This is a genomic window from Methanothermobacter sp. CaT2, assembly GCF_000828575.1.
In the GTDB taxonomy this organism is placed as follows: Archaea; Methanobacteriota; Methanobacteria; order Methanobacteriales; family Methanothermobacteraceae; genus Methanothermobacter.
In genome coordinates this window covers 1,227,354-1,250,188 of sequence record NZ_AP011952.1, presented here as the reverse complement: position 1 = coordinate 1,250,188, position 22,835 = coordinate 1,227,354, and the positions used below count along the sequence as shown (strand labels likewise).

Here is a 22,835-nt window from a genome sequence, read left to right as displayed (position 1 = left end):
TCCGTACTCTGGCGAGGGCAGAGGGCTGGCCGGGGTTATCATTGTCTTCTCACCCCGTACTTTGTCATGTGACCTGCGTCCAGGTAAATGATGAATCCTGAGATGTTCAGTGCTTCGCCAGTGTATTTTTCATTAAAGAGGACGTGGTCAATGGATACCGGGGCCTCTCCTAATTCCTTCGACGGGATTATGAATGTTTCAAGCCCCATGTGTGGGCAGGATGTTTTTCCCTCCAGTCTGCAGAGGTAACAGGCACCATCCCTGCTTTCATGGTAGTATCCATTGAGGATGCAGGCATGGACCCCCTCAGATCCATGGGAGGTGTAGGGTTCGTAGGGGCATCTTCTTATAATGAGGGGCCCCTTTGCATTGATGTAGGCTCCACCATCCACGCCACTGGAGTTAAGATACTCTGCGAGGGCATCACCATATTCTATTGTGGTGTTACTGTGTTCAAGCCTCCCGAGGACCCTGAAGGGCAGCGGATCCGGGAGTCCATCAACCGTGACCCTCACAGAAAGGTTCTCAGCGTGTTCAATGTTCCCTGCCCGTATTTCAAGTGTTGAGTTGACCTCAACCTGAAAGGGGGCCTCTGTTCCTTCAACCGAATTCACCCTGCAGCTTGCATTGACGTTCCTGTGGCTTCTGCATAGACGGTCAATACGCTCCTGCACTCTCTCCCTGACCAGATCCCTGACATCATCTGAGGGAAGGGTCCCATTGATGGCCTCCCCTGCGGTTTCATTGAGCACATCCATTGTTATGATGGGGACGTTGTCCCTGATGTCCCATGCAGCACCCTCTACACAGGCTGAAAGTTTTCTCTCCATGTTCATGTCACTGTGTGCTTCACCGAGACTCAGAATCATGGCCGTGATTATGATTACGGGTATCATCAGCAGTAGGGATGCACCTGCCATGACGTATCCACAATCATCCATAATATCACCAAATGAAAATTAAGTATTACAGATATAAAAATATTACCTAAATATTAATAAAGTATTATTAATTCTTTGTGCTGGAGAAAATGAATATGGACCCATTTTAGGACTAAAGGACGCCCATAACACATTAAAAAGTAGCTGCGAGCAAGAGGGATCTTTATTATTCCCTCAGGGAGGCAGTGATTTAAATATCAGATGACCGTATGATTTAATTATAATGAACCAAGATAGATAATGAAAAGTGATTACTGTATGGAGGTTACATGATGACAGAAACCGTCAGGACATGGCGCCATATACCCCAGCGCTACAATCTTACAGGATCAAAATGTCTTCAGTGCGGGAATGTTTTCTTCCCCAGCAGGATAATATGCCCGGAATGCAGACGCAAGGGCAAACTCGAGGAATTGAAGTTCAGCGGGAAGGGAAGGATACACAGTTACTCCGTCATAAACACCCCCACCGACGAGTTCAAGGACATAGCCCCCTACGTGGTGGCCATAGTTGAACTGGAGGAGGGTGCAAGGGTAACAAGCCAGATAGTTGACTGCGACCCTGATTCAATAGAAATAGGTGATGAGGTCGAGATGGTATTCAGGAAGGTTAGAGAAGAGGGCGAGGATGGAGTGATATCCTATGGATTCAAATTCAAACCAAAAACCTAAGATAGGCGTTCTGCTGGTGGGGCACGGCAGCCGCCTCCCCTACGGTGAGGAGGTTATAAACGGCATAGCTGACATCTACCGACAGGAGGCCGACCACCCCGTTGCAGTGGGCTTCATGAACATGTCAAGACCATCAATACCCGAGGCAATAAATGAACTTGCAGCCATGGGTGTTGAGAAGATCATCGTCACACCGGTTTTCCTGGCCCATGGAGTGCACACCAAACATGACATACCCCACATACTCGGCCTTGACAACGGTGCCGAAGGCCACCATCACCATGAACACGAACATGAGCATGAAGAATTTGAATTCGATGGTGAGATAGTCTATACGGAACCCCTCGGCGCTGATCCAAGGATAGCCGAGATAATCAGGGACAGGGTTAAATCAGCAATTTAACTGTTCCCATCCAACTATTTTTGATAAAATGCATGATAGAATATCCTCCCTTGGAGAAAAAAAGCTCATATCCAGGATAATATCCAGAGCAAGATCAGTTTTCGGATCATCAGAGGTCATGGGCCTCGGGGACGACGCAGCCCTCATTGATGCAGGGGAAGAGTTCCTGGTACTAACCTCTGACCTCCTCCTTGAGACCAGACACTTCCCTGACCCTGAAAGGCCACGGGACATGGGCTGGAAGACAGTCACTGTTAACATGAGCGACCTTGCTGCAATGGGCTCTAGACCTGAAGGATTCATCCTTTCGGTGGCCCTACCCGACCTTGAACTGGAATTCTTTGACTCCCTCATGGATGGCGTGATAGAGGCATGCTGCCACTACCAGGCTCCACTCATCGGAGGGGACACAAACGAGGCCGATGAGATAATACTCTCAGGAACAGCCATCGGGCGGGCTGAAAAGGACATGGTCCTCATGAAGTCCGGGGCCAGGCCAGGGGACCTCGTGGCTGTCACGGGACCCCTGGGAGTTGGTGCAGCAGGGACAGAACTCATCCTTTCGGGTAGAGATACAGGGGGCTTTGAAAATGCGGTTGAGAGATCCCTCAGACCGGTGGCCCGCATAGAGGAGGGACTCATCCTTGCAGAATCAGGTCTGGTATCCTCGGCCACCGACATAACCGATGGCCTTGTAAGTGAGCTCGGGGAGCTCATGGATGCAAGCGGGACAGGCATGAGGATATATGAGGATAGGCTGCCCCTGGGCAGGGAGGTCCCTGAAATTGCATCCATTCTCGGCAGGGACCCACTGGAACTCGCCCTATACTATGGAGAGGACTTTGAACTGGTATTCACAGCACCACCCACCGGGATGGAAGAACTCTCTGACATGATGGAGCTCCATGTAATCGGTGAGGTCACCGTTGGAGGTGGAATTGAAATGGTTGATAAGGATGGAGTTACATATAAACTTCATGTGAGGGGCTATGAACATCTCAGCCCCGGCTAGGGGGTATGCCATGAGGAAGGAAGCCATACTTTATGAAGGGGTCGATGACAGGCTCAGGTGCCTGGTATGTAACAGGAAGTGCCTGATACCTGAAGGTGGGAGGGGCTACTGTCTCACCCGTGAGAACAGGGACGGCAGGATATACTCACTCACCTATGGGGAGGTGTCATCGGCAGCCGTTGACCCCATAGAGAAGAAACCTCTCTTTCACTTCCATCCAGGGACCCTTGCATATTCACTTGGAAGTGTGGGCTGTAACTTCAGGTGCAGGTACTGTCAGAACTGGAGCATATCCCAGGCCAGGATAGACGAATTCCCCACAAGATACATTTCACCGGAGGAGGCAGTTGAAAATGCCCTCAGCGCCAGCTGCAGGTCCATAGCCTGGACCTACAATGAACCCACCATGTGGCTTGAATACACCCTTGACTCAGCGGAACTTGCAAGGGCCGAGGGTCTCTCGACGGTCTATGTGACTAATGGGTACATGAGCAGGGAGGCGCTTGACATACTGGGCCCCCTCCTGGACGCTGCAAACGTTGACCTCAAGGGAATGTCAGAGACCTTCTACAGGGAACTCTGTGATGCAAAACCCGGGCCAGTGCTTGAGAACATCATAAGGATGCATGATATGGGTATCCACATTGAGGTAACAAACCTCCTCATACCAGGATACAATGACTCAGATGATGATATAATGGCCCTCATAAACTTCATGGTCTCTGAGGTCGGAGTTAGGGTCCCGCTGCACTTCACGCGGTTCTTCCCACATTACAGGATGCAGGACGTGCCACCCACAGGAACTGACAGGCTTATGAGGGCGAGGGACCTGGCACTTGAGGCTGGAATGAAGTACGTCTATGTCGGTAACCTGCCAGGCACCGATGCAGAGAACACCTACTGTCCGTCCTGCGGGGAGGTGGTTATAAGGAGGAACGGCTACATCACAGATACCTCTGGACTCGCTGATGGCAGATGCAGATCCTGCAACTCCAAAATTGATGTTGTTACTGACTGAATTAAGATTCAAGCGAATGATGATGTTTAACCATGGATTTATAGCTTAAGGAAAAGGGGGTTGAGGCCCCGGTTACTCTGACCTGCTGACCCTCTGGAATTTTTCAGCTGAAGCAAGGGGCGCGGTTGCATCGACACCAACCTTGGTGGTGGTGCCATCAGGCAGTGCTGCAGGATCAAGGGATGAACCCCTGGCCCCTGGAACTATGAGGATGTCATCATCACCCTTAACCCTGGTTGCAATGGCATATTCAATTTCCTCAGGGTCAAGGACGTCTATATCCTCATCCACAACCACGACATGCTTCAGGGAGGGGTGTGCTGCAAGGGCAGCCATTATAACGTTCTTACCATCACCTTCAGTCTGTTTTTTAATTGATACAGCGGCGTGGAGCCAGCAGCACCCACCCTCCGTCAGAACAACGTTCCTTACAGTGGGGACTGTATTCTTAACGGCCCTGTATATCCTTGGCTCCTGGGGGAGACCCTGAAGGAGACGGTGCTCAAAGCCGGCTGGCAGAATGGCGTGGTACATTGCATCCTTCCTGATATGCATCCTTTCAAGGGAGATAACAGGTTCATCCCTTACAACATCATAGGTGTCTGTCAGATCAACAAAGGGGCCCTCCCTCTCCCTCACACCACAGAGTATACGTCCCTCAAGGATTATCTCTGCAGGGGGGACCTCCATGTCGACTCCCTCACATCTGACAAGTTCCAGTTCACCTTCATGGAAGGTGTTCGCCACCTCCATCTCATCTGCATCGATGGGTATGGAGGTGGTGGTGGCAAGGAGCGTTGCAGGGTCCATACCTATGGCTATGGCTATTTCAAGGTCCTCACCCCTCTCCTCAGCCTTCTGGAGGTAGGTGTAGAGGTGCCTGGGTACTATGCGGACAGCCAGCCTGTCATCACCGATGACCATCATCCTGTGAATTGAGGCGTTCCTCACCCCTGTATCAGGGTCCCTGGCAAATATGACCCCTGCAGTTATGTAGGGTCCACCATCCCTCCTGTAGTGCCTGAGGATGGGGAGCTCTGAGAGGTCAGCCCTCCCTGATCTGTAACCATCCAGTCCCCCCACGCTACTGATTGGGGTGGGGTTTTCCATGGCCTCAACGATCCTGTGGGTTATCTCATGGACCCTGCAGTTCAGGGAGAGGGCTATCTTCTCCCGGGTATTGCAGAGCCCTGATATGACGGGTATATCGGATTCCTTCAGGTTTTTGAGTATAACAAGGTCCCTTGGATGCTCTCTGAGTATGCTGGCAGCCTCGAAACTGGTTGATACCTCATCCTCAACCACCAGGGCCTCCTCGCCGATTTTATCAAGAAAGTTTCTCATTCAATCACCATCAGAAGTTATGGAACGGCTCTTTATCCTGATCTCCATTTTTCATATTTAGAACTTAACGGAACGGCTCTTTATCCTCTTTATCCTCGATTCTATCTTTTCATCGTATATTCCAAGCATTTCAGCAGCCAGTATTGCGGCGTTACCACCGTTACCTACCCCCACCGTTCCAACAGGTACACCCGGCGGCATGTTGATCATTGAGAGGAGTGAGTCCCAGCCGTTCATCTTGAGGGGGCAGGGAACCCCTATCACCGGCCTGTCGCTGAGGGCAACAACAGCACCCGTAACATGTGCAGAGAGGCCGCTTATGGCTATGAAGAGCTTCACGTTCTCCATCTTCTCAAGGTACCTCTCAAATCTTTCAGGGTACCTTATGGGTGATATGACGTTCAGATCATAGCTTATACCCATCCTTTCGAGGAACATGGTGGTCTTCTTGGCTATCTTCATGTCAGAGTAGCTGCCAGGTATCACAGATACCATGGGGTCATCCTGGGAATCTGACGGGACCTTATCACCCATGGGAGGCATTTCAACCTCCAGGGGTGCATAGTAGGACCCCTCTATGCTGTTGAGCACCTGACATTCATCTCTCCGCACGCGTTCATAGAAACCTCTCCTTAGATCTGCAACCCTTTCCCTTACCCCGGGATCTCCTATCCCTATTATCTGGGCAGCGAGTATTGCGGCGTTTTCTCCCCTGTCTACCCCCACAGTGGCGACGGGGGCAGGGAAGGGCATCTGTGAACATGCAAAGAGGGCGTCGAGCCCTCCAAGTTTAACGTCAACAGGGACCCCTATGACGGGTCTGTGGGTGTTTGCAGATATCATGCCTGGAAGATGGGCTGATAACCCTGCTATTCCTATGAATACCTCAACACCCGCCTTCACGGCCTCTGAGACTATTGCCTTTACCTTTTCATGTGTCCTGTGGGCTGAGGCAACCCTCAGGTCATAGGGTATCCTGAGTTCCTCAAAGATTTCCATTGCCTTTTCGGCTATCCTGAAATCAGATGCACTTCCAAGGAGTATCATCACTCTGGGCTTCATCTGGAGATTCACCTTTAACTTTATATATAGAGAATCTATCGGAGGTCATATTTAATAGATGGCACCTCCCGCAGGGACCATTTACAGGTCTTCATAACAGTATATAAGGGGATTCTACCAATAGAGAGTTACAGAGTATCAGAAGGTGTACTGATGTCATGGCTCATTCTCATGGTTGTGTTCTTTCTATGCGCTTTCAGAGCAGTGAAGGATAAAAGCCACACTGTATCGGTGGTTATACCTGCATTAAACGAGGAAAAAACAGTTGGAAGTGTAATTGAAGCAGCCAGAAAATCAGATATGGTGGACGAGGTTATCGTTGTGGATGATGGATCCACAGATAATACTGCTGGTGCTGCAGAGGATGCAGGCGCCACTGTTATAAGGCATACAAGCAACCGCGGAAAGGGGGCAGCCCTAAAAACAGGTTTCAAGCATTCCCGGGGCGACATAGTGGTCTTTGTCGACGCTGACCTTGAGAACATGACAACAGAGAAGATTGAAAGGATGATAAAACCCATAATAACGGGGAGGGCCGACCTCACAAAGACCAGATTCAGAAGAAAGGCCGGGAGGGTTACTGAGTTAACAGCCAAACCCCTTCTTAAGTTCTTCTTCCCTGAGATAAAATTTGAACAGCCCCTGAGCGGACAGTTCGCAGCTAAAAGATCGGCCCTTGAGAAGATGAAATTTGAGGAGGACTACGGGGTTGATGTTGGCATAGTACTGGACGCCGATGTCCTGGGCCTCACCGTGAGGGAGGTGGATATCGGGAGCATACACCATGACATGGCGAGCCTGAAGGATCTCAATGTCGTCGCCAACGAGGTTGTTAGGACAATAGTTGACAGGGCCCTGGAGTACGGCAGAATAACCATGATGGATTCCATGGGGAAATCAATAAGGATGTGCATCCTTGGTCTATCACTCACAACCCTTGGGGTCTTCAGCATATTTTTCATAAGGGCCATACCAGCAGTCCTGGGTGTCATAATATCCCTCACAGGATTTATAATGGCGGTCTACTATTTTTTAAGGCTCATCAGGAGATCCATCTATGTTTTCAGGCGTTCAGCAGGTAAGCTTCAGACAGTGAGGTCCTTCATCTACATGCACTTCCCCATACTCATATCTGCCCTCATACTCATTGCAATGATATCAACCCTCCTTGGAGCCGTGGAGGTGGACGACGGGAAAATATCCATTGAGCCAACATCTGGAAACCTTATAATATGGAAGAAGAGCAATGAAAACAGGACATTCGATGTCAGGGGACCCTACAGAGTTGACAGTGCCCTTGAAAATGAAAATAATTCAATAAGAATTCCTGAGGAGGCCATAAACACCCTTGACCTCAATTACGGCGACCGCATATTCCTGGCCGGAGAGGCCTATACACTTAACAGGACACGGGAAGGCGAAACCAACATAATGAGGGTACCATCCGGGGCAAGGAACGCCCTGGGGCTCAATGTGGGTGATGTTATCCAGGACGGGAACCTCCGCAAGGTGTTCAGCAATGTCTATGCACTGAGAAACATCTCAGACTCAAATCTGACGGTCTACAATGGCATCATAATCCAGGATGATGATTCACCGGGGGCAGAGGTCCGGGTCTATCTGGATGACAGGATGGTTGCCCGCACCACAGGGGCAATGGAGAATGGGACCTACACAGTTTACGTGGATGGTGTTGCCGCGGGCAGGATAATATTCAGGGGCAAGGACACCGATCACAGGATTTACTGGGGAGCTCATGTAATAAAAATTGAGGTCCGGAGCGGGGCCATGGATGATATGCGCTTTGCTAAATCCTCTGAGGGCAGGTTCCTGAATGTATGGCTCTGATCAGGTGGTCTGAGTTCCCTAGCCCACCTGGATGCCTCTGAAGAGCCCCATAAGTAGCATGGATTTATTCCGTACTAGTAGTAGACCCTGGCGGCCTCCTCCGGATCATCGTAGAGTCCAAGGGCTGCAAGGGCCCCTATCTTGCCCTGAGAACCGGTAACCTCGATTAGCTCCACGCCAAGTTCCCTGGCAACCCCTTCGGCTTCCTCCACTTCCATGAGGGTCCTCTTGGATTTTGCAGAGTACTCCCTCAGTTTTTCAGGCACCACTATACCCCTCAGGACTGCCATGGCTGTCTTATCTGAGAGGGTGTTATCCCTGAGGAGGTCCCTTACCAGGGCAACCAGTTTATCTGCTTCACCGGGTCTGACTGCAAATGCAAGGGCAACCGACACACAGTTCTGTGTCTTGTGTGGGTTGTGGGGGTAGAGCTGTACCGTGACATGGTCGATGTACTCAAAACCCTGTTTTCTGGCCTCCAGTCCTATATTGTTTGCAAGGGTCCAGGTGGCCCCGCTCTCTGGCGTGTCTGTGTCATCTATCCCGATAACAACCTTCTCAAGGCGGGGGGTTATAACAGCGGCCCGGCCCGGCTTTGAACCACCACCGACCTCGTAGAGTTCTATCCTCTTAACACCCTCAGCCATGCCCCGGCACATGGCGGCGCCGACACCTGCACCTGCAAGGCCTGCATGCACAACACGGACCTCATCACCCTCAACCGCCACCTCCTCTATTCCAGCGGCGTTAAGGCTGGCCTGGAGTTCTATAGGAGCTTTACCTGTACGTGCAAGGTAGCTGTGCCTGTTACCGTCTCTCCGGGCCCTCTCTATGAGTCTGCTGGATCTCTGGTACTGGTATATCATCCACTCTGACCCTGAAACGCAGGGGTGGTACTCCAGGATCTCAACCATGTCCCTGTCCACCATTGTGAGGACCTTCCGGTATGGTGAGATCCAGGGGTCCTGGAACCTCTCCTTCAGGTCAGATGGCCTGAGTATTTCCATGGAAGCTCCCCGGAAACTAAATATCCTCTTTAAGTCTTCTGTACATTTTAACAGCTGCCTCAACAGCCCTCTTGGCGTAGTCAACGCGCTGGTGGGCCTCGAGCCTCGTCATTCCGGGTCCTGATATTCCGAGGGCCACGGGCTTGTCATAATCAAGGGCCAGGTCGGCTATTTTACGTGAGGCGTGCTGCACGACTATCTGGTCATGGTCGGTGGCTCCCTCGATGACCGCCCCTAGGGTTATCACGGCGTCTATCTCATCTTCCAGAAGGAGTTTCTTCACTGCAAGTGGCATGTCAAACACGCCGGGTACAGCAATCACCCTGGTTATCTCTGCATCAAGGAATCTGGCATGTTCCTTTGCAAGTTCCAGCATCATATGGGTTATGTCATAGTTAAACTCAGCTACAACAGCCCCTATCCTGACTTTTTTCATTCAATACCTCCATTTAGAGTACAAGTGCACCTGCAATGGTACTCAGGACCATTATTATCACTATCAGTAATGCTATTGCCTGTGCCTTATTCATTAAATCACCCCATCCCTGCTATTTCCTCGAGGGTCTCTCCGAGGAGCTGGATTTCCTCTGATGTGTTGTAGTAGTGTATGGATGCCCTGACGGTGCCGCCGGTTTCATGGAGCGCCAGGTGCTTCATTGCAGGTATAGCGCAGTGGTGACCACTTCTAACACAGATCCCGGCGGTTTCGTCAAGAATCTTTGCAACGTCGTGGGGGTCCATGTTATTTATGTTGAAGGAGAGGATACCATAAATATTTTGGGGGTCACCATAGCATTCAATACCATCGATGGATGAAACGGTAGCGTGGAGTTCCTCTGTCATCTTCATGCCATGTTTCTGGATCCTCCTGATTCCTATCCTGTTCATGTAGTCTATTGAGGCACCGAGGCCTATGAATCCTGCAATGTTGAGGGTGCCGGCCTCAAACTTCGCCGGGAAGTCCTCGAGCACATATCCGTCCTCTGAGACATCAAGCACCGTACCTCCCCCCAGCATCAGGGGTTCAAGTTCTCCCTGGACATCAGTGCTGCAGTAGAGGAATCCCGTGCCAACAGGTCCCAGGGTCCCCTTGTGTCCAGGGAATGCTGCGAAGTCAGCCCCAATGGCCCTCACATCAACCTCCATGTGGCCTATCGACTGGGCGGCATCAACCAGGTAGAGGGCCCCCACGTCATGGGCTATCCTCCCTATCTCCTTCACGTCCTGCACCGTACCGAGGGCATTGGAGATGTGGGTCACGGTGACGAGCCTTGTGGTCTCATCAACGGCGTCCTCTATTCTGCCGGGGTCCACCACTCCCCCTTCATCTGCCTTCACCACCCTCACATCAACTCCCCTCTCACGGAGCCTCAGCCAGGGGAGGAAGTTGGAGTGGTGTTCGATGTTTGGCACAACAACTGAGTCCCCCTTCCTGAACCTGAGTCCCCCCGCCACGATGTTGATGGCCTCAGAGGTGTTCTTGGTGAATACTATCTCATCACTGGAGGCGTTTATGAACCCAGCCACCTTCTCCCTGGCCTCCTGGAGTTTCCTGGTGGCCCTTAGCACCAGGGAGTAGGCCCCCCTCCCGGTGTTGGCATTGTATTCCTTAAAGTATTCTGTCATGGCCCTGACAACCGGGAGTGGAGTGGGGGTTGTGCTGGCAGCGTCGAGGTAGACATGATCCCTGAGGAGGGGTATGTCTCTCCTGACGTCCTCTGTACGCATGAATATCAATCCTCCAGGTGTCTGGCTATCTCGGCAGCCATCTCCATGGTGCCAAGCTTCCCACCGAGGTCCGGTGTCACAAGACCCTCTGCAAGGGTTTTTTGGAGTGCTTTTTCTATTTTTTGGGCTTCTTGTTTTTTGTTGAGGTGTTTTAGCATTAGTGTGGTTGTTAGTATCATGGCTGTGGGGTTGGCTATGTTTTTTCCTGCGATTTGGGGTGCTGATCCGTGCACTGGTTCGAATAGTGCGTTTTTTTCTCCTATGTTTGCTGATGGTGCGAGTCCGAGTCCTCCGATGAGTCCTGCGGCTTCGTCTGATAGTATGTCTCCGAATAGGTTGGTTGTGACGATGGTCTGGAATTCCTGGGGCTGGGTTATGAGGTACATTGCTGTGGCGTCAACGTAGTAGTCATTGGCCTCCATCTGGGGGTATTCTGATGCCACTTTATAGAATTCGTCTCTGAAGATTCCGTCGGTTTTTTTGAGCACGTTGGCCTTGTGGACTGCTGTTACCTTTTGCATGCCCTCTTTCTGGGCGTACTGGAAGGCGAATTGGCTGATTCTCCTGGAGGCGGTTCTTGTTATGATTCTTTTTGCAACGGCGCCATCGGGGGTGTATTCCTCGTCACCGACATAGAGGTCCTCGGTGTTCTCCCGCACAATAACAAAGTCAAGGTCCGGGTAGAGGCAGGGGACACCTGGCAGGGACTTGACCGGTCTCAAATTCGCAAAAAGATCAAATTCACGCCTCAGACGGACTATAACGTCAGCTGCGCTTTCACCCGCCGCCCCGAAGAGGGTTGCCCTGGCTTCACCCACGGCTTCAAGGGTCTCCTCTGGCAGTGCCGCCCCTGTCCTTTTAAGGCAGGCATCACCGGCATCTGCATGTATGAATTCAAGGTCAAGGTCAAGGGTGTTCAGGATGTGGAGGGCTGCCTCCATCACCTCCACTCCGATTCCATCACCGGGTATGACTGCTATCTTCATTGATTTCACCCTTTAAAGTCTCCCTTTTTCTTGAGGTAGGGTATAAGGCCACCCTTCTCGAGTATCTCAACCATGAAGTCCGGTAGTTTCTTGAAGGGGAATTCATCATCCCCCCTTATTATAACACCCCTATCGAGGTCCACCTCTATCTCATCACCCTCATTGAGTTTCTCTGTTATCCCCGGGGCCTCAAGGAGGGGTATTCCAACGTTTATGGCGTTCCTGTAGAATATCCTTGCAAAGGACTCTGCGATTACCGCGGCTATCCCGGCACCCTTCAGGGCCAGGGGGGCGTGCTCCCTGGATGAACCGCACCCGAAGTTTTTTCCGGCGACGATGAAGTCACCGGGTTTCACCTTTGACGGGAATTCAGGGTCCAGACCCTCCATCACGTGTTCCCTCAGCTTCTCAGGGTCCCTCATTACAAGGTACCTTCCGGGTATGATTATGTCAGTGTCCACGTCGTCCGGGAACTTCCAAACCTTTCCTTTCATTACCATCACCTCTACTTCAGACTCCCAGGGTGGGTTATGCTGCCCTTCACTGCAGATGCTGCTGCCACGGCTGCTGAGGAGAGGTAGACCTCTGCTTCGGGGCTTCCCTGCCTCCCCCTGAAGTTCCTGTTTGAGGTTGAGAGGCTCACCTCCCCTGGTCCGACCAGTCCAACGTGTCCTCCGAGGCAGGGGCCGCAGCAGGGGTTGCATACCAGGGCTCCTGCATCCACGAATATCTCAATCAGGCCCTCGTCAAGGGCCCTGCGGTAGACCTCCCTGGAGGCAGGTATGACGAGCATCCTGACACTGTCTGAGACCTTCCGGTTCTTCAGTATGGCGGCAGCGTCCCTGAGGTCACTGAGCCTTCCATTTGTGCATGAACCAAGGAAGACCTGGTCTATCTCTGTCCCCTCCACCTCGGTGACGGGTTTCACATTGTCCACATTGTGTGGACAGGCGACCTGGGGTTCAAGGTCACTCACGTCGACCTCCATGACACTGAGGGATGGAGCGTCAGGGTCGGTTTTGAAGACCCTCCAGGGTTTACCTGACCTCCTCCTGACATAGTTCAGGGTTTTTTCGTCAGGTTCCACGATTCCTGTCTTACCACCCATCTCTATTGCCATATTTGAGAGGACCATACGGTCGAATACACTCATTTCTGCAACGGTTTCACCTGCAAATTCACAGGCCATGTAGGTTGCGCCATCGGCACCAACCCTCCCTATTATGTTCAGTATGACGTCCTTTGCATAGACGTGCTCCCTGAGTTTTCCCCTCACATCAAATCTCAGGGTTTCAGGGACCCTGAACCAAAGTTTTCCCGTTGCAAATACCATGGCCATATCTGTTGAACCTATACCTGTTGCGAAGGCTCCGAGGGCCCCATGGGTGCAGGTGTGGGAGTCTGTACCCACCACGACCTCACCGGGCACAACATGGCCCTTCTCAGGGAGCACCTGGTGGCAGACGCCTTCACGGACATCATAGAAGTTCCGTATTCCCTGCTCCTCTACGAAGTCCCTCATTATCATGTGGTTCTGGGCGGCTTCAATGGAGTCTGCAGGGACCTGGTGATCGAATATCACAACGATTTTTTCAGGGTCCCAGACCCTATCCTCACCTATGGCCCTGAAGGACTCAACCGACAGGGGACCTGTGAGGTCATGGGTCATCGCAACATCTATATCCGCCATAACTATTTCACCGGCTTCCACCCTATCCTTACCTGAAGCCCTGGCAAGTATCTTCTCAGAAACAGTCATAGACATCTTCTATCCTCCTTTAGCAGAATAATTGAAGGGTTCATAAAGGTTCCAGCAAGTGGTCCATGGGGCAGTCTGTGAAAATTAGAGCCTCTTTAACCTTCTGATGTCCCCATATGTTCACTGGATAACTGTCTTTCGCCTTCATACTGAAAACCTCGTCTGAATTTTACATCTATATTTTCACCCGGCCCTATAAATACTTTGATAATAAGATTTAAATATATAGTAATAACTTATTAGTTTCCAGGAGCTCACCAAGTCTTTTATAGACGGGGCGTGATATTATTAATCAAGTGAGGGACCCAAATGAAGGAAGAATTGAAGAGGGAATATGAAAGAATTAAGGACAGGATCTCCCCTGAGGAATTTGAGGAACTCATAGAAAAAAAGAAAGAGGAATTAGGGGACATAGGATTCATGGACGACCTTACCATTGCATCGACAGTCGTTGATGATATCCTGAAGGAAAAAAACACCATGCTATCCGAGAAACCCGAACACAGGATGGACACAATATCCAAGCTTGAGGAGGGAGCCGAAACCCCTGTGACAGGGAGGGTCATGAAGATATCAAGCCCCAGGACCTTCACCACCAGGAAGGGAAGGGAGGGGAAACTCGCCAACGTGATAATCGCAGATGATACAGGTGAACTCAGGGCAGTGTTCTGGACAGAGAACATCAAGCTCCTCAAGAAATTCAGGGAGGGCGATGTGATAAGGATAAAGGATGTTAACATAAGGGGAGGATTCGGTGGCAGGAAGGAGGCCCACCTCATGCCAAGATCCACCGTGGAGGTCCTTGACCCCGAGGACTACCCTGACTTCCCTGAGTACCGTGAGGAGATAACCCCGATAGGAGATCTGGTGGAGGATGATGAGGTCAGTGTCATAGCGAGGATCACAGGAGTATCCCGTGTAAGGACCTTTGAGAGGGACGGAAGGGAGGGAAGGTTCATCTCCCTGGACATCATGGATGCAACGGGTTCAACGACCTACACCCTCTGGAACAATGACGTAAACCTAGTTGAGGAACTGGGACTGAAGGAGGGTGATGCAGTGAAGATACTCTGGGCCCAGACCAGGAGAAGGGACGATAAGGTTACCCTCACCCACACCAGCCTCACAAGGGTGGTGCCGGGTGAATACGATGTACCTGAATTCAGGGAGGAGCTCGTGAAGATAGGGGACCTCCATGAGATGAGAAACGTCACTGTGATGGGCCTTGTGACAAAGGTCAATGACCCGGTAGAATTTGAGAGAAACGACGGCACAACAGGTTCTGTGAAGTCCATTGAGATAGCCGATGACACGGGATCTGCAAGGGTAACCCTCTGGGATGAGGATACACGCATCAAAATCAACAAGGGGGATATCATCAGGATATCAGGGGCCAATGTCGAGTTCGATGACTTCAACCAGTCCTACAGGATAAACACGAACTTCAACACCCGCATCACCCTCAACCCTGAATCCGACGGTGCACTGCTGAAGGTCCTTGAGGAGTACAGGGAACAGATGAGGCCAATGAAGATATCTGAGATACTTGAAATGGAGGATGAGGGAGAGGATGTCGATGTCGTTGGAAGGATCTTCAGCCTCAGTGACCCCCGCGAATTTGAGAGGGAAGACGGGACCGGAATCGTGAGGTCAATGGAACTTGCCGATGAGACAGGCAAGATAAGGGTCAGTCTCTGGGATGAAAAGGCCGAGAGACCAATGAATATCGGCGACGCAGTCAGAATAGAAAACGCACGCATAAGGCTTGGACTCTACAGCGTGGAACTCAGCGCCGGACGAACAACAAGGATAGTGAAACCCCTGCCAGAGGACATGGAGGACCTTCCATCCTTTGAGGAACTTGAGGAGATGCTCTACCAGACAAAGAAAATAGCCGACCTCGAGGAGGACGACAGGAACATAAGGATAATTGCAAGGGTCGTTGACCTCTTTGAACCCAGGGAGTTCCAGAGGGGTGACGGCACCCCCGGACTTGTGAGGACAGCTGAATTCGCTGATGACACGGGATCAATAAGGGCCAGCCTCTGGGACGATGCTGCTGAGAAACCCCTGAGCATAGGGGACCCCGTCAAGATAGAAAATCCCAGGGTGGTTTTCAGGGATGATATGGGTGGTGGAAGACTTGAACTCAGCATAGGAAACAGTTCAAGGATTGAACCGGCCAGCGAGAGGGACCTTGAGGCTCTCCCATCCTTCGATGAACTCCAGGAGATGCTCTATCCCCACCGTGATATTGCGGATCTGGATGAGGATTCAAGGAACGTCCTCATAGAGGGTGAGCTGACCGAGATGTCAGGAAGACGGATTCTCTCCATAAAGTGCCCATCCTGCAAGGAGAGGCTTGATCTCAGTGACGAGAACATATGCAACTTCTGCGGGGAACTGGTGGATGAACCACGCTACCTCCTCATGATCCCCGGGAGGATCATGGACGACACAGGTGAGGTCATGATAACCTTCTTTGGAAGGGAGGCTGAGAGTATCCTTGAAATGACAACAGATGAGGTTGTGAACATTATCAACCAGTCTGCAGATGAATCTGCACTTGAAGAACGTGTGGAGGATCTGAATGGAGTAACCGTGAGGGTTATTGGCAATGCAGATATGGATGTTTACAGCGAGGAGCTAAGGTTCATACCCAGAAAGGTCGTAAAGAAGGAACTTTAATTTACCGACGATCCATGCTTAATGAATATTTAAAGATTTAAGGGAGATTAAAATGGTTGAACTGGAAGATCTACCAAATGTAGGGGCTAAAACAGCACAGAAATTAAGGGACGCAGGTTTCGGTGACATGATGCGTCTTGCAACAGCCACAGCCAAGGAACTCTCTGTGAAGGCAGAGATTGGTGAGGGCGTGGCCGAAAAGGTGATAGAGGCCGCCAGAAGGGCTGAGAAGATAGATTTTGAAACAGCCTTCGATGTCATGGAGAGACGGAAGGATGTTGGGAGGATCACAACGGGGAGCAAGGCCCTCGATGAACTGATAGGCGGCGGAATCGAGACACAGGCAATAACCGAGGTTTTCGGAGAATTCGGGTCAGGTAAGAGTCAGCTGTCCCATGAACTTGCAGTCACGGTTCAGCTGCCAGAGGAGAGGGGAGGACTGGATGCTGAGGCTGTTTTCATAGACACAGAGAACACATTCCGTCCGGAGAGGATTGAGCAGATAGCAAATGCCTTTGAACTTGACCTTGAGGAGGTTCTGAATAAGATACACATTGCAAGGGCCTTCAATTCCAGCCACCAGATCCTCATGGCAGAGAAGGTCAATGAGCTCATCCAGGAGGGTAAGAACATACGCCTTGTGATTGTGGACTCCCTCACCGCCCACTTCAGGGCAGAGTATGTGGGTAGGGAGGCCCTCGCAACAAGGCAGCAGAAACTCAACCAGCACCTTCACACCCTTCAGAACATAGCAAACACCTACAACGCCGCGGTATTTGTCACAAACCAGGTCCAGGCCAGACCGGACGCGTTCTTCGGAAGCCCCACCAAGGCCATAGGTGGACACGTGCTTGGTCACGCCGCAACTTACCGTATCTGGCTCAAGAAGGGGCTTGCAGGTAAGAGGATAGCCAGGCTGGTTGACAGTCCCCACCTGCCCGAGGGTGAGTGTGTCTTCAAGATAACAACCGCTGGTATCGTTGATTAAACCAGTTATTTTTTGATTTTTATGGATTCCACTGAGACTGTACTGTCGGTGCTGGTTCTTGTCCTCATTGGTTACATCCTCAAGCTCCTCGGGGTTCTCGGGGAGGAGGATGCAGCCACCCTCAACCGGGTTGTCATCAATGTGGCCATACCCTCCCTCATATTCACGTCCCTCTACCGGGCAGACCTATCAGGGATCTCAGGCCTTGTACTCATACCGGTTATCTGCATGATTACGGGCACACTCTCTGGAACGATTGCATATCTCTGGGCAAGGAGAAGAGGACTGGATTCAGGTAAAACATGGGGTTTAACTGTAGCTGCAGCGATGATGAACTCCGGTTTTCTGGGTTACCCTGTCACAGCAGGGATATTCGGCTCAGAGGGGCTTGTGAGGGCTATATTCTATGACACCGGCACCACACTGATGTTCACGTCCCTCGGACTTCTTCTATCACACCTCTCTGGAGGTGAGGGTTCCAGAATCATGAAGAGGGCCGTCTTCTTCCCTCCTCTCTGGGCCTTCCTGCTGGGGGTCACCTTCAACCTCTGGGGACTTCCCACGGGCATTGCCGGTAACATCCTTGGATACCTCTCAGGGGCGGCGGTTCCACTCATAATGATATCCCTGGGCCTTACACTCAACTTCAGATTTTTAAGGCATTCGGTGGCCGATGCGACCCTTGTCAGCGGTCTGAGGCTCCTCATATCTCCACTCATGGCAGCCGGGATCTCCTATGTCCTTGCATTCAGGGGACTTAACTTCTCTGTCACGGTACTCGAGGCTTCAATGCCCTCTGCAATGCTTGCAGCGGTACTTGCAATTGAGAACGACCTGGACGTGGACCTGGTATCATCATGCATATTCATGAGTACAATCCTAAGTCTCGTGTCGTTACCCCTCTGGTCAGTTGTGCTCTAAAAAGTCACAGCAAAGTACACACAAAATAAACATTTATTTAATATGCCCGGAAAAAACTGAGGAACGTGTAATAGTATATAAACCTTACTTAAAGTTTTTGATAGAAATATTTATTTAGCACTGTGGTATACCTTACATCAACTGACTATCATTGCTAGATACCCCTATGCAAGGTGATCTAATGGCAGAAGAAAAAAAAGAAGAAACAATGGAAGAACCAAGAATTGGTGTTTACGTCTGCCACTGCGGTGTAAACATCGGCGGTGTGGTTGACATAGAAGCTGTCAGGGACTACGCTGCAAAATTACCCAACGTTGTAGTTTCAAAGGACTACAAGTACTACTGTTCAGACCCAGGTCAGCTCGAGATACAGAAGGACATCAAGGAGCTCGGACTGAACAGGGTTGTTGTGGCTGCATGTTCCCCAAGGCTCCACGAACCAACCTTCAGGAGATGTGTTGAGGAAGCAGGACTCAACCAGTTCCTCTTCGAATTCGCAAACCTCAGGGAGCAGGACTCATGGGTGCACATGGACGACCCTGAGGGTGCAACAGAAAAGGCCAAGGACCTTGTGAGGATGGCCGTTGCCAAGGCAAGGCTCCTGGAACCTCTGGAGGCATCAAAGGTCAGTGTGGATGACAAGGCCCTCGTCATCGGTGGTGGGGTTGCAGGTATACAGACAGCCCTTGACCTGGCTGACATGGGATTCAAGACCTACATGGTTGAGAAGAGGCCAAGTATCTCAGGAAGGATGGGTCAGCTCGACAAGACATTCCCGACCCTCGACTGTTCAATGTGTATCCTCGCACCTAAGATGGTGGACGTCGGTAAACATGACAACATTGAACTCATAACCTACGCTGAGGTTAAGGAAGTTGACGGTTACATAGGTAACTTCAAGGTCAAGATCGAGAAGAAACCCAGATACATAGATGAAGATCTGTGTACCGGATGCGGGTCCTGTGTCGAAGTATGTCCGATTGAAATGCCAAACTACTTCGACGAGGGAATCGGTATGACCAAGGCGGTCTACATACCATTCCCACAGGCAGTTCCACTCTGCGCAACCATCGACAAGGACTACTGTATAGAGTGCATGCTCTGTGATGAGATCTGTGAGAGGGGAGCCGTTAAGCACGATCAGGAACCAGAGGAAATCGAAATCGAAGTGGGTACCATAATCGTGGCCACAGGATACGATGCCTACGACCCAACCGAGAAGCTTGAATACGGTTACGGCAGACACACAAACGTAATAACCGGTCTTGAACTCGAAAGGATGATCAACGCCTCAGGTCCAACCGATGGTAAGGTCATCAAACCATCAGATGGTGAAAAACCCAAGAGGGTTGCCTTCATACACTGTGTCGGTTCAAGGGACGAACAGATCGGAAAACCATACTGTTCCCGTGTCTGCTGCATGTACATAATGAAGAACGCACAGCTCATAAAGGACAAGATGCCTGATACCGAGGTCACACTCTACTACATGGACATAAGGGCATTCGGTAAAGGATTCGAGGAATTCTACAAACGTTCACAGGAGAAATACGGAATCAAGTTCATCAGGGGACGGCCTGCTGAGATCCTCGAAAACCCTGACCTGACACTCACAGTGAGATCAGAGGACACACTCCTCGGTAAGGTCACAGAGTACGACTACGACATGGTTGTACTCGGTGTGGGACTTGTCCCACCAGAAGGCTCTGAGAAACTCAGACAGACCATCGGTCTATCCAAATCTGCAGACGGATTCCTGATGGAAGCTCACCCAAAACTCAGGCCTGTTGACACACTGACAGACGGTGTGTACCTTGCAGGTGTTGCTCAGGGTCCAAAGGACATTCCTGACGCTGTTGCACAGGCATCAGGTGCAGCTGCACGTGCAGCAATACCAATGGTTAAGGGTGAAGTGGAAATCGAGCCAATAGTCGCCGTGACAGACTCCGATGTCTGCGGTGGATGTGAGGTCTGCATAGAACTGTGTCCATTCGGTGCCATAAGCATAGAGGAAGGCCATGCAAACGTTAACGTGGCCCTCTGTAAGGGATGCGGAACCTGTGTGGCAGCATGCCCATCAGGTGCCATGGACCAGCAGCACTTCAGGACCGAGCAGATCATGGCCCAGATCGAAGCTGCACTCAACGAACAGGCAAAATAGATGGGTTAACCCCATCAAATCCTTTATTCTTTTTCTAACTTACATAATACTCCGAGCAATCGGATTTTCAATCCCACCAGCTAACTCAACACGCGTTTTTTATGTTGACATCGCAACTGGTAATGGAACTTAACACCAATTTTATATTGTCATTGCAACTATTTTCCTATTGGAGATGATTTTCATGGTCAGCAATCAGGATTATACCGAGAAGATCAGACAGCTTATGAAGGACCATAACAGCTGGATGGAGTCAAGCATTAACCTCATAGCAAGTGAAAACATAACGAGTTCACGGGTGAAGGAGGCACTCCTCTCGGATCTATCCCACCGATATGCAGAGGGCCTCCCCGGTGAAAGACTCTACGAGGGATGCAGGTACATCGACGAGATTGAAGAGTTAACAATTGAACTTTCAAAGAGGCTCTTCAGGGCGGAACATGCGAACGTCCAGCCAACATCAGGTGTCGTGGCAAACCTCGCCTGTTTCTTCGCCACAGCAGAGGTGGGCGACCCCATAATGGCCATGGAGGTCCCCTACGGAGGACACATATCCCATGCCAGGGTCAGCGCAGCCGGTGTAAGGGGTTTCCAGATATACACACACCCCTTTGACTTTGAGAACATGAACATAGACGCCGATGCAATGAAGAAGAAGATACTGGAGGTTAAACCAAGGATAATACTCTTCGGCGGAAGCCTCTTCCTCTTCCCTCACCCTGTGGAGGAGGCTCTGGAGGCCGCCGAGGAGGTGGGGGCAAGGATAATGTACGATGGTGCCCACGTCCTGGGCCTCATTGCAGGGGGCTACTTCCAGGACCCACTACGTGAGGGCGCCGACATGCTTGTTGGAAGCACCCACAAGACCTTCCCGGGCCCACAGGGCGGTATAATCCTCTGCAGGGAGGAACTTGCAGCTGACATAGATGAGGCGGTGTTCCCTGGACTTGTGAGCAACCACCACCTCCACCATGTGGCCGGCCTTGGGATAGCAACGGCAGAGATGCTGGAATTTGGAGCTGAATATGCAGCCCAGACAATCAATAATGCCAGGAAACTCGCTGAAAACCTCCATGAACTCGGATTCAACGTGTTATGTGAGCACCTTGACTTCACAGAGTCCCACCAGGTGGTGATGGACGTCTCTGATATTGGAAGGGCAGCAGAGATCTCAAAGAGGCTCGAGGCCAACAACATAATACTCAACAAGAACCTCCTGCCATGGGATGATGTGAACAGGTCAGATGACCCATCAGGGATACGCATAGGTACACAGGAGATAACAAGGAGGGGAATGAAGGAGTCAGAGATGTCAGAGGTTGCAGAGTACATCAAGAGAGTTGTTATGGACGGACAGGATGTCAGGGACGAGGTTGCAGAGTTCATGTCATCATATACCCGGGTCCACTACGCCTTTGAGGACTCGGAGGCCTACAAGTACATGGAGATCCAGTAGATGAGGATTGCCTGGGCATTCACAGGTGCAGGCCACCTCCTCCTTGAAAGCGTCGAGGCCCTTGAGGCCATGGTTGAAGGAGGACACGAGGTGACCATTCTGCTCTCAGGCGCAGCGGAGGAGGTCCTGAGGATGTACGGCCTCCTTGAAAGGGTTAAAAGACTTTCAGGGGGTTACTACCGGGAACTCATAAGCGAGGGCGAGGAGGGCTACAGTTTCCCCATAACAGGGAGGCTTTCCATGGGAAGATACGATCTCCTGGTGGTCTCACCTGTAACCTCCAACACCGTGGCCAAGGTCGTCCACGGCATAGCAGACACCCTTGTCACCAATGCAGTTGCCCAGGCAGGCAAGGGTGGGGTGCCGGTTTACTGTGTACCCGTTGACCTTGAGGAGGGCGACGTTGAGACGGTTCTGCCATCAAAACTTGAACTTGAACTCTGCAGAGGATGTGAACCATGTCTTGCAGCTGCAGCATGCCCTGAGGACGCCATAGTTCCGGGTGTTGAGATAAGACTACTCAGCTGCAGGGGCTGCGGCGCCTGCAGAACAGCCTGTCCCCACGGCGCGGTCTCAGGGGGCCGGATCATAACCATACACATGAGGGAAGTGGATATAAGGAACACAGCAAGACTCGCTGCAATGGATGGAATAAGGGTTTTCGCAAAACCCTGCGAGATTCTGGAGAACATGGCGCACAGTCATATCTAAGCAGGATAATACAAAAACCATCCGGCAGCTATTCAAACACCAAAAGGCACCCCTGATCAGTCTTAATAATAGACAATAAAAAAACCAAAAAACTTAATTTTTTTCAGGACCATATAAACCGCAGGGGTGTT

Annotated in this window: 20 protein-coding genes; 11 read left to right on the top strand and 9 right to left on the bottom strand. The window is 51.1% G+C overall.

Annotation, left to right across the window (positions count from 1 at the left end):
* Window positions 1-38: 38 nt before the first annotated feature.
* A complete protein-coding gene (locus MTCT_RS06495) occupies window positions 39-941 on the bottom strand; it encodes a hypothetical protein (protein ID WP_010877011.1) in 903 nt (300 codons plus the stop codon).
* Window positions 942-1,213: 272 nt separating this feature from the next.
* Between MTCT_RS06495 and MTCT_RS06490 the strand changes: the two genes are divergently transcribed.
* From MTCT_RS06490 to amrS, 4 genes are read left to right on the top strand one after another with little or no spacing between them, the layout of a single operon-like run.
* Window positions 1,214-1,612, top strand: a complete 399-nt coding sequence (locus MTCT_RS06490; protein WP_048061298.1) for a Zn-ribbon domain-containing OB-fold protein — start codon at window positions 1,214-1,216, stop codon at window positions 1,610-1,612.
* Window positions 1,584-2,015, top strand: coding sequence for a sirohydrochlorin nickelochelatase (cfbA, locus tag MTCT_RS06485; RefSeq protein ID WP_048061042.1), 432 nt, complete (start codon window positions 1,584-1,586; stop codon window positions 2,013-2,015). The genes MTCT_RS06490 and cfbA overlap by 29 nt, the downstream gene beginning before the upstream one ends.
* Before the next feature lie 28 nt (window positions 2,016-2,043).
* A complete protein-coding gene (thiL, locus tag MTCT_RS06480; RefSeq protein ID WP_010877008.1) occupies window positions 2,044-3,027 on the top strand; it encodes a thiamine-phosphate kinase in 984 nt (327 codons plus the stop codon).
* 10 nt (window positions 3,028-3,037) lie between these two features.
* Window positions 3,038-4,045, top strand: a complete 1,008-nt coding sequence (gene amrS, locus MTCT_RS06475; RefSeq protein ID WP_048175945.1) for an AmmeMemoRadiSam system radical SAM enzyme — start codon at window positions 3,038-3,040, stop codon at window positions 4,043-4,045.
* 72 nt (window positions 4,046-4,117) lie between these two features.
* Here the strand turns inward: amrS and MTCT_RS06470 are convergent, their stop codons facing one another.
* Window positions 4,118-5,389 (bottom strand): UbiD family decarboxylase, encoded by a 1,272-nt coding sequence (locus MTCT_RS06470; protein WP_010877006.1) that lies wholly within the window; start codon window positions 5,387-5,389, stop codon window positions 4,118-4,120.
* 57 nt (window positions 5,390-5,446) lie between these two features.
* Entirely contained in the window at window positions 5,447-6,451 is a 1,005-nt protein-coding gene (gene purE, locus MTCT_RS06465; RefSeq protein WP_048175943.1) for a 5-(carboxyamino)imidazole ribonucleotide mutase, read from the bottom strand.
* 153 nt (window positions 6,452-6,604) lie between these two features.
* Here purE and MTCT_RS06460 point away from each other — a divergent pair, with 153 nt between their 5' ends.
* Window positions 6,605-8,299 (top strand): glycosyltransferase, encoded by a 1,695-nt coding sequence (locus MTCT_RS06460; protein WP_048175942.1) that lies wholly within the window; start codon window positions 6,605-6,607, stop codon window positions 8,297-8,299.
* 74 nt (window positions 8,300-8,373) lie between these two features.
* Here the strand turns inward: MTCT_RS06460 and mmp11 are convergent, their stop codons facing one another.
* The 6 genes from mmp11 to hacA all read right to left on the bottom strand — a co-directional run bounded on the left by mmp11 (window position 8,374) and on the right by hacA (window position 13,785).
* Window positions 8,374-9,306: a methanogenesis marker protein 11 gene (gene mmp11, locus MTCT_RS06455; RefSeq protein WP_010877003.1), complete on the bottom strand. Its 933-nt coding sequence runs from the start codon at window positions 9,304-9,306 to the stop codon at window positions 8,374-8,376.
* A gap of 16 nt (window positions 9,307-9,322) precedes the next feature.
* Entirely contained in the window at window positions 9,323-9,742 is a 420-nt protein-coding gene (gene ribH / locus MTCT_RS06450) for a 6,7-dimethyl-8-ribityllumazine synthase (RefSeq protein ID WP_010877002.1), read from the bottom strand.
* A gap of 98 nt (window positions 9,743-9,840) precedes the next feature.
* Window positions 9,841-11,034 (bottom strand): cysteine desulfurase, encoded by a 1,194-nt coding sequence (locus tag MTCT_RS06445; protein ID WP_048061297.1) that lies wholly within the window; start codon window positions 11,032-11,034, stop codon window positions 9,841-9,843.
* 5 nt (window positions 11,035-11,039) lie between these two features.
* Window positions 11,040-12,020: a 3-isopropylmalate dehydrogenase gene (locus tag MTCT_RS06440; protein WP_048175940.1), complete on the bottom strand. Its 981-nt coding sequence runs from the start codon at window positions 12,018-12,020 to the stop codon at window positions 11,040-11,042.
* A gap of 5 nt (window positions 12,021-12,025) precedes the next feature.
* Window positions 12,026-12,514, bottom strand: a complete 489-nt coding sequence (locus MTCT_RS06435; protein ID WP_010876999.1) for a 3-isopropylmalate dehydratase small subunit — start codon at window positions 12,512-12,514, stop codon at window positions 12,026-12,028.
* A gap of 11 nt (window positions 12,515-12,525) precedes the next feature.
* Window positions 12,526-13,785, bottom strand: coding sequence for a homoaconitase large subunit (hacA, locus tag MTCT_RS06430; protein ID WP_048175939.1), 1,260 nt, complete (start codon window positions 13,783-13,785; stop codon window positions 12,526-12,528).
* A 303-nt stretch (window positions 13,786-14,088) separates the two neighbouring features.
* Here hacA and MTCT_RS06425 point away from each other — a divergent pair, with 303 nt between their 5' ends.
* The 6 genes from MTCT_RS06425 to MTCT_RS06400 all read left to right on the top strand — a co-directional run bounded on the left by MTCT_RS06425 (window position 14,089) and on the right by MTCT_RS06400 (window position 22,704).
* Window positions 14,089-16,467 carry an OB-fold nucleic acid binding domain-containing protein gene (locus MTCT_RS06425; RefSeq protein WP_048175937.1) on the top strand — a complete coding sequence of 793 codons (2,379 nt, stop codon included), beginning with the start codon at window positions 14,089-14,091 and terminating at the stop codon, window positions 16,465-16,467.
* A 52-nt stretch (window positions 16,468-16,519) separates the two neighbouring features.
* Entirely contained in the window at window positions 16,520-17,455 is a 936-nt protein-coding gene (gene radA, locus MTCT_RS06420; RefSeq protein WP_010876995.1) for a DNA repair and recombination protein RadA, read from the top strand.
* Between the two features lie 21 nt (window positions 17,456-17,476).
* Window positions 17,477-18,376, top strand: coding sequence for an AEC family transporter (locus tag MTCT_RS06415; protein ID WP_048175934.1), 900 nt, complete (start codon window positions 17,477-17,479; stop codon window positions 18,374-18,376).
* A 181-nt stretch (window positions 18,377-18,557) separates the two neighbouring features.
* Complete coding sequence (gene hdrA / locus MTCT_RS06410) at window positions 18,558-20,537, top strand: H(2):CoB-CoM heterodisulfide ferredoxin reductase subunit HdrA (protein ID WP_048061038.1); 1,980 nt, start codon at window positions 18,558-18,560, stop codon at window positions 20,535-20,537.
* A gap of 184 nt (window positions 20,538-20,721) precedes the next feature.
* On the top strand, window positions 20,722-21,993 hold the full coding sequence (gene glyA / locus MTCT_RS06405; RefSeq protein ID WP_048175932.1) for a serine hydroxymethyltransferase: 1,272 nt from the start codon (window positions 20,722-20,724) through the stop codon (window positions 21,991-21,993).
* Window positions 21,994-22,704, top strand: coding sequence for a dihydromethanopterin reductase (acceptor) (locus tag MTCT_RS06400; protein ID WP_048175930.1), 711 nt, complete (start codon window positions 21,994-21,996; stop codon window positions 22,702-22,704). It abuts the gene before it with no gap.
* Window positions 22,705-22,835: the final 131 nt, after the last annotated feature.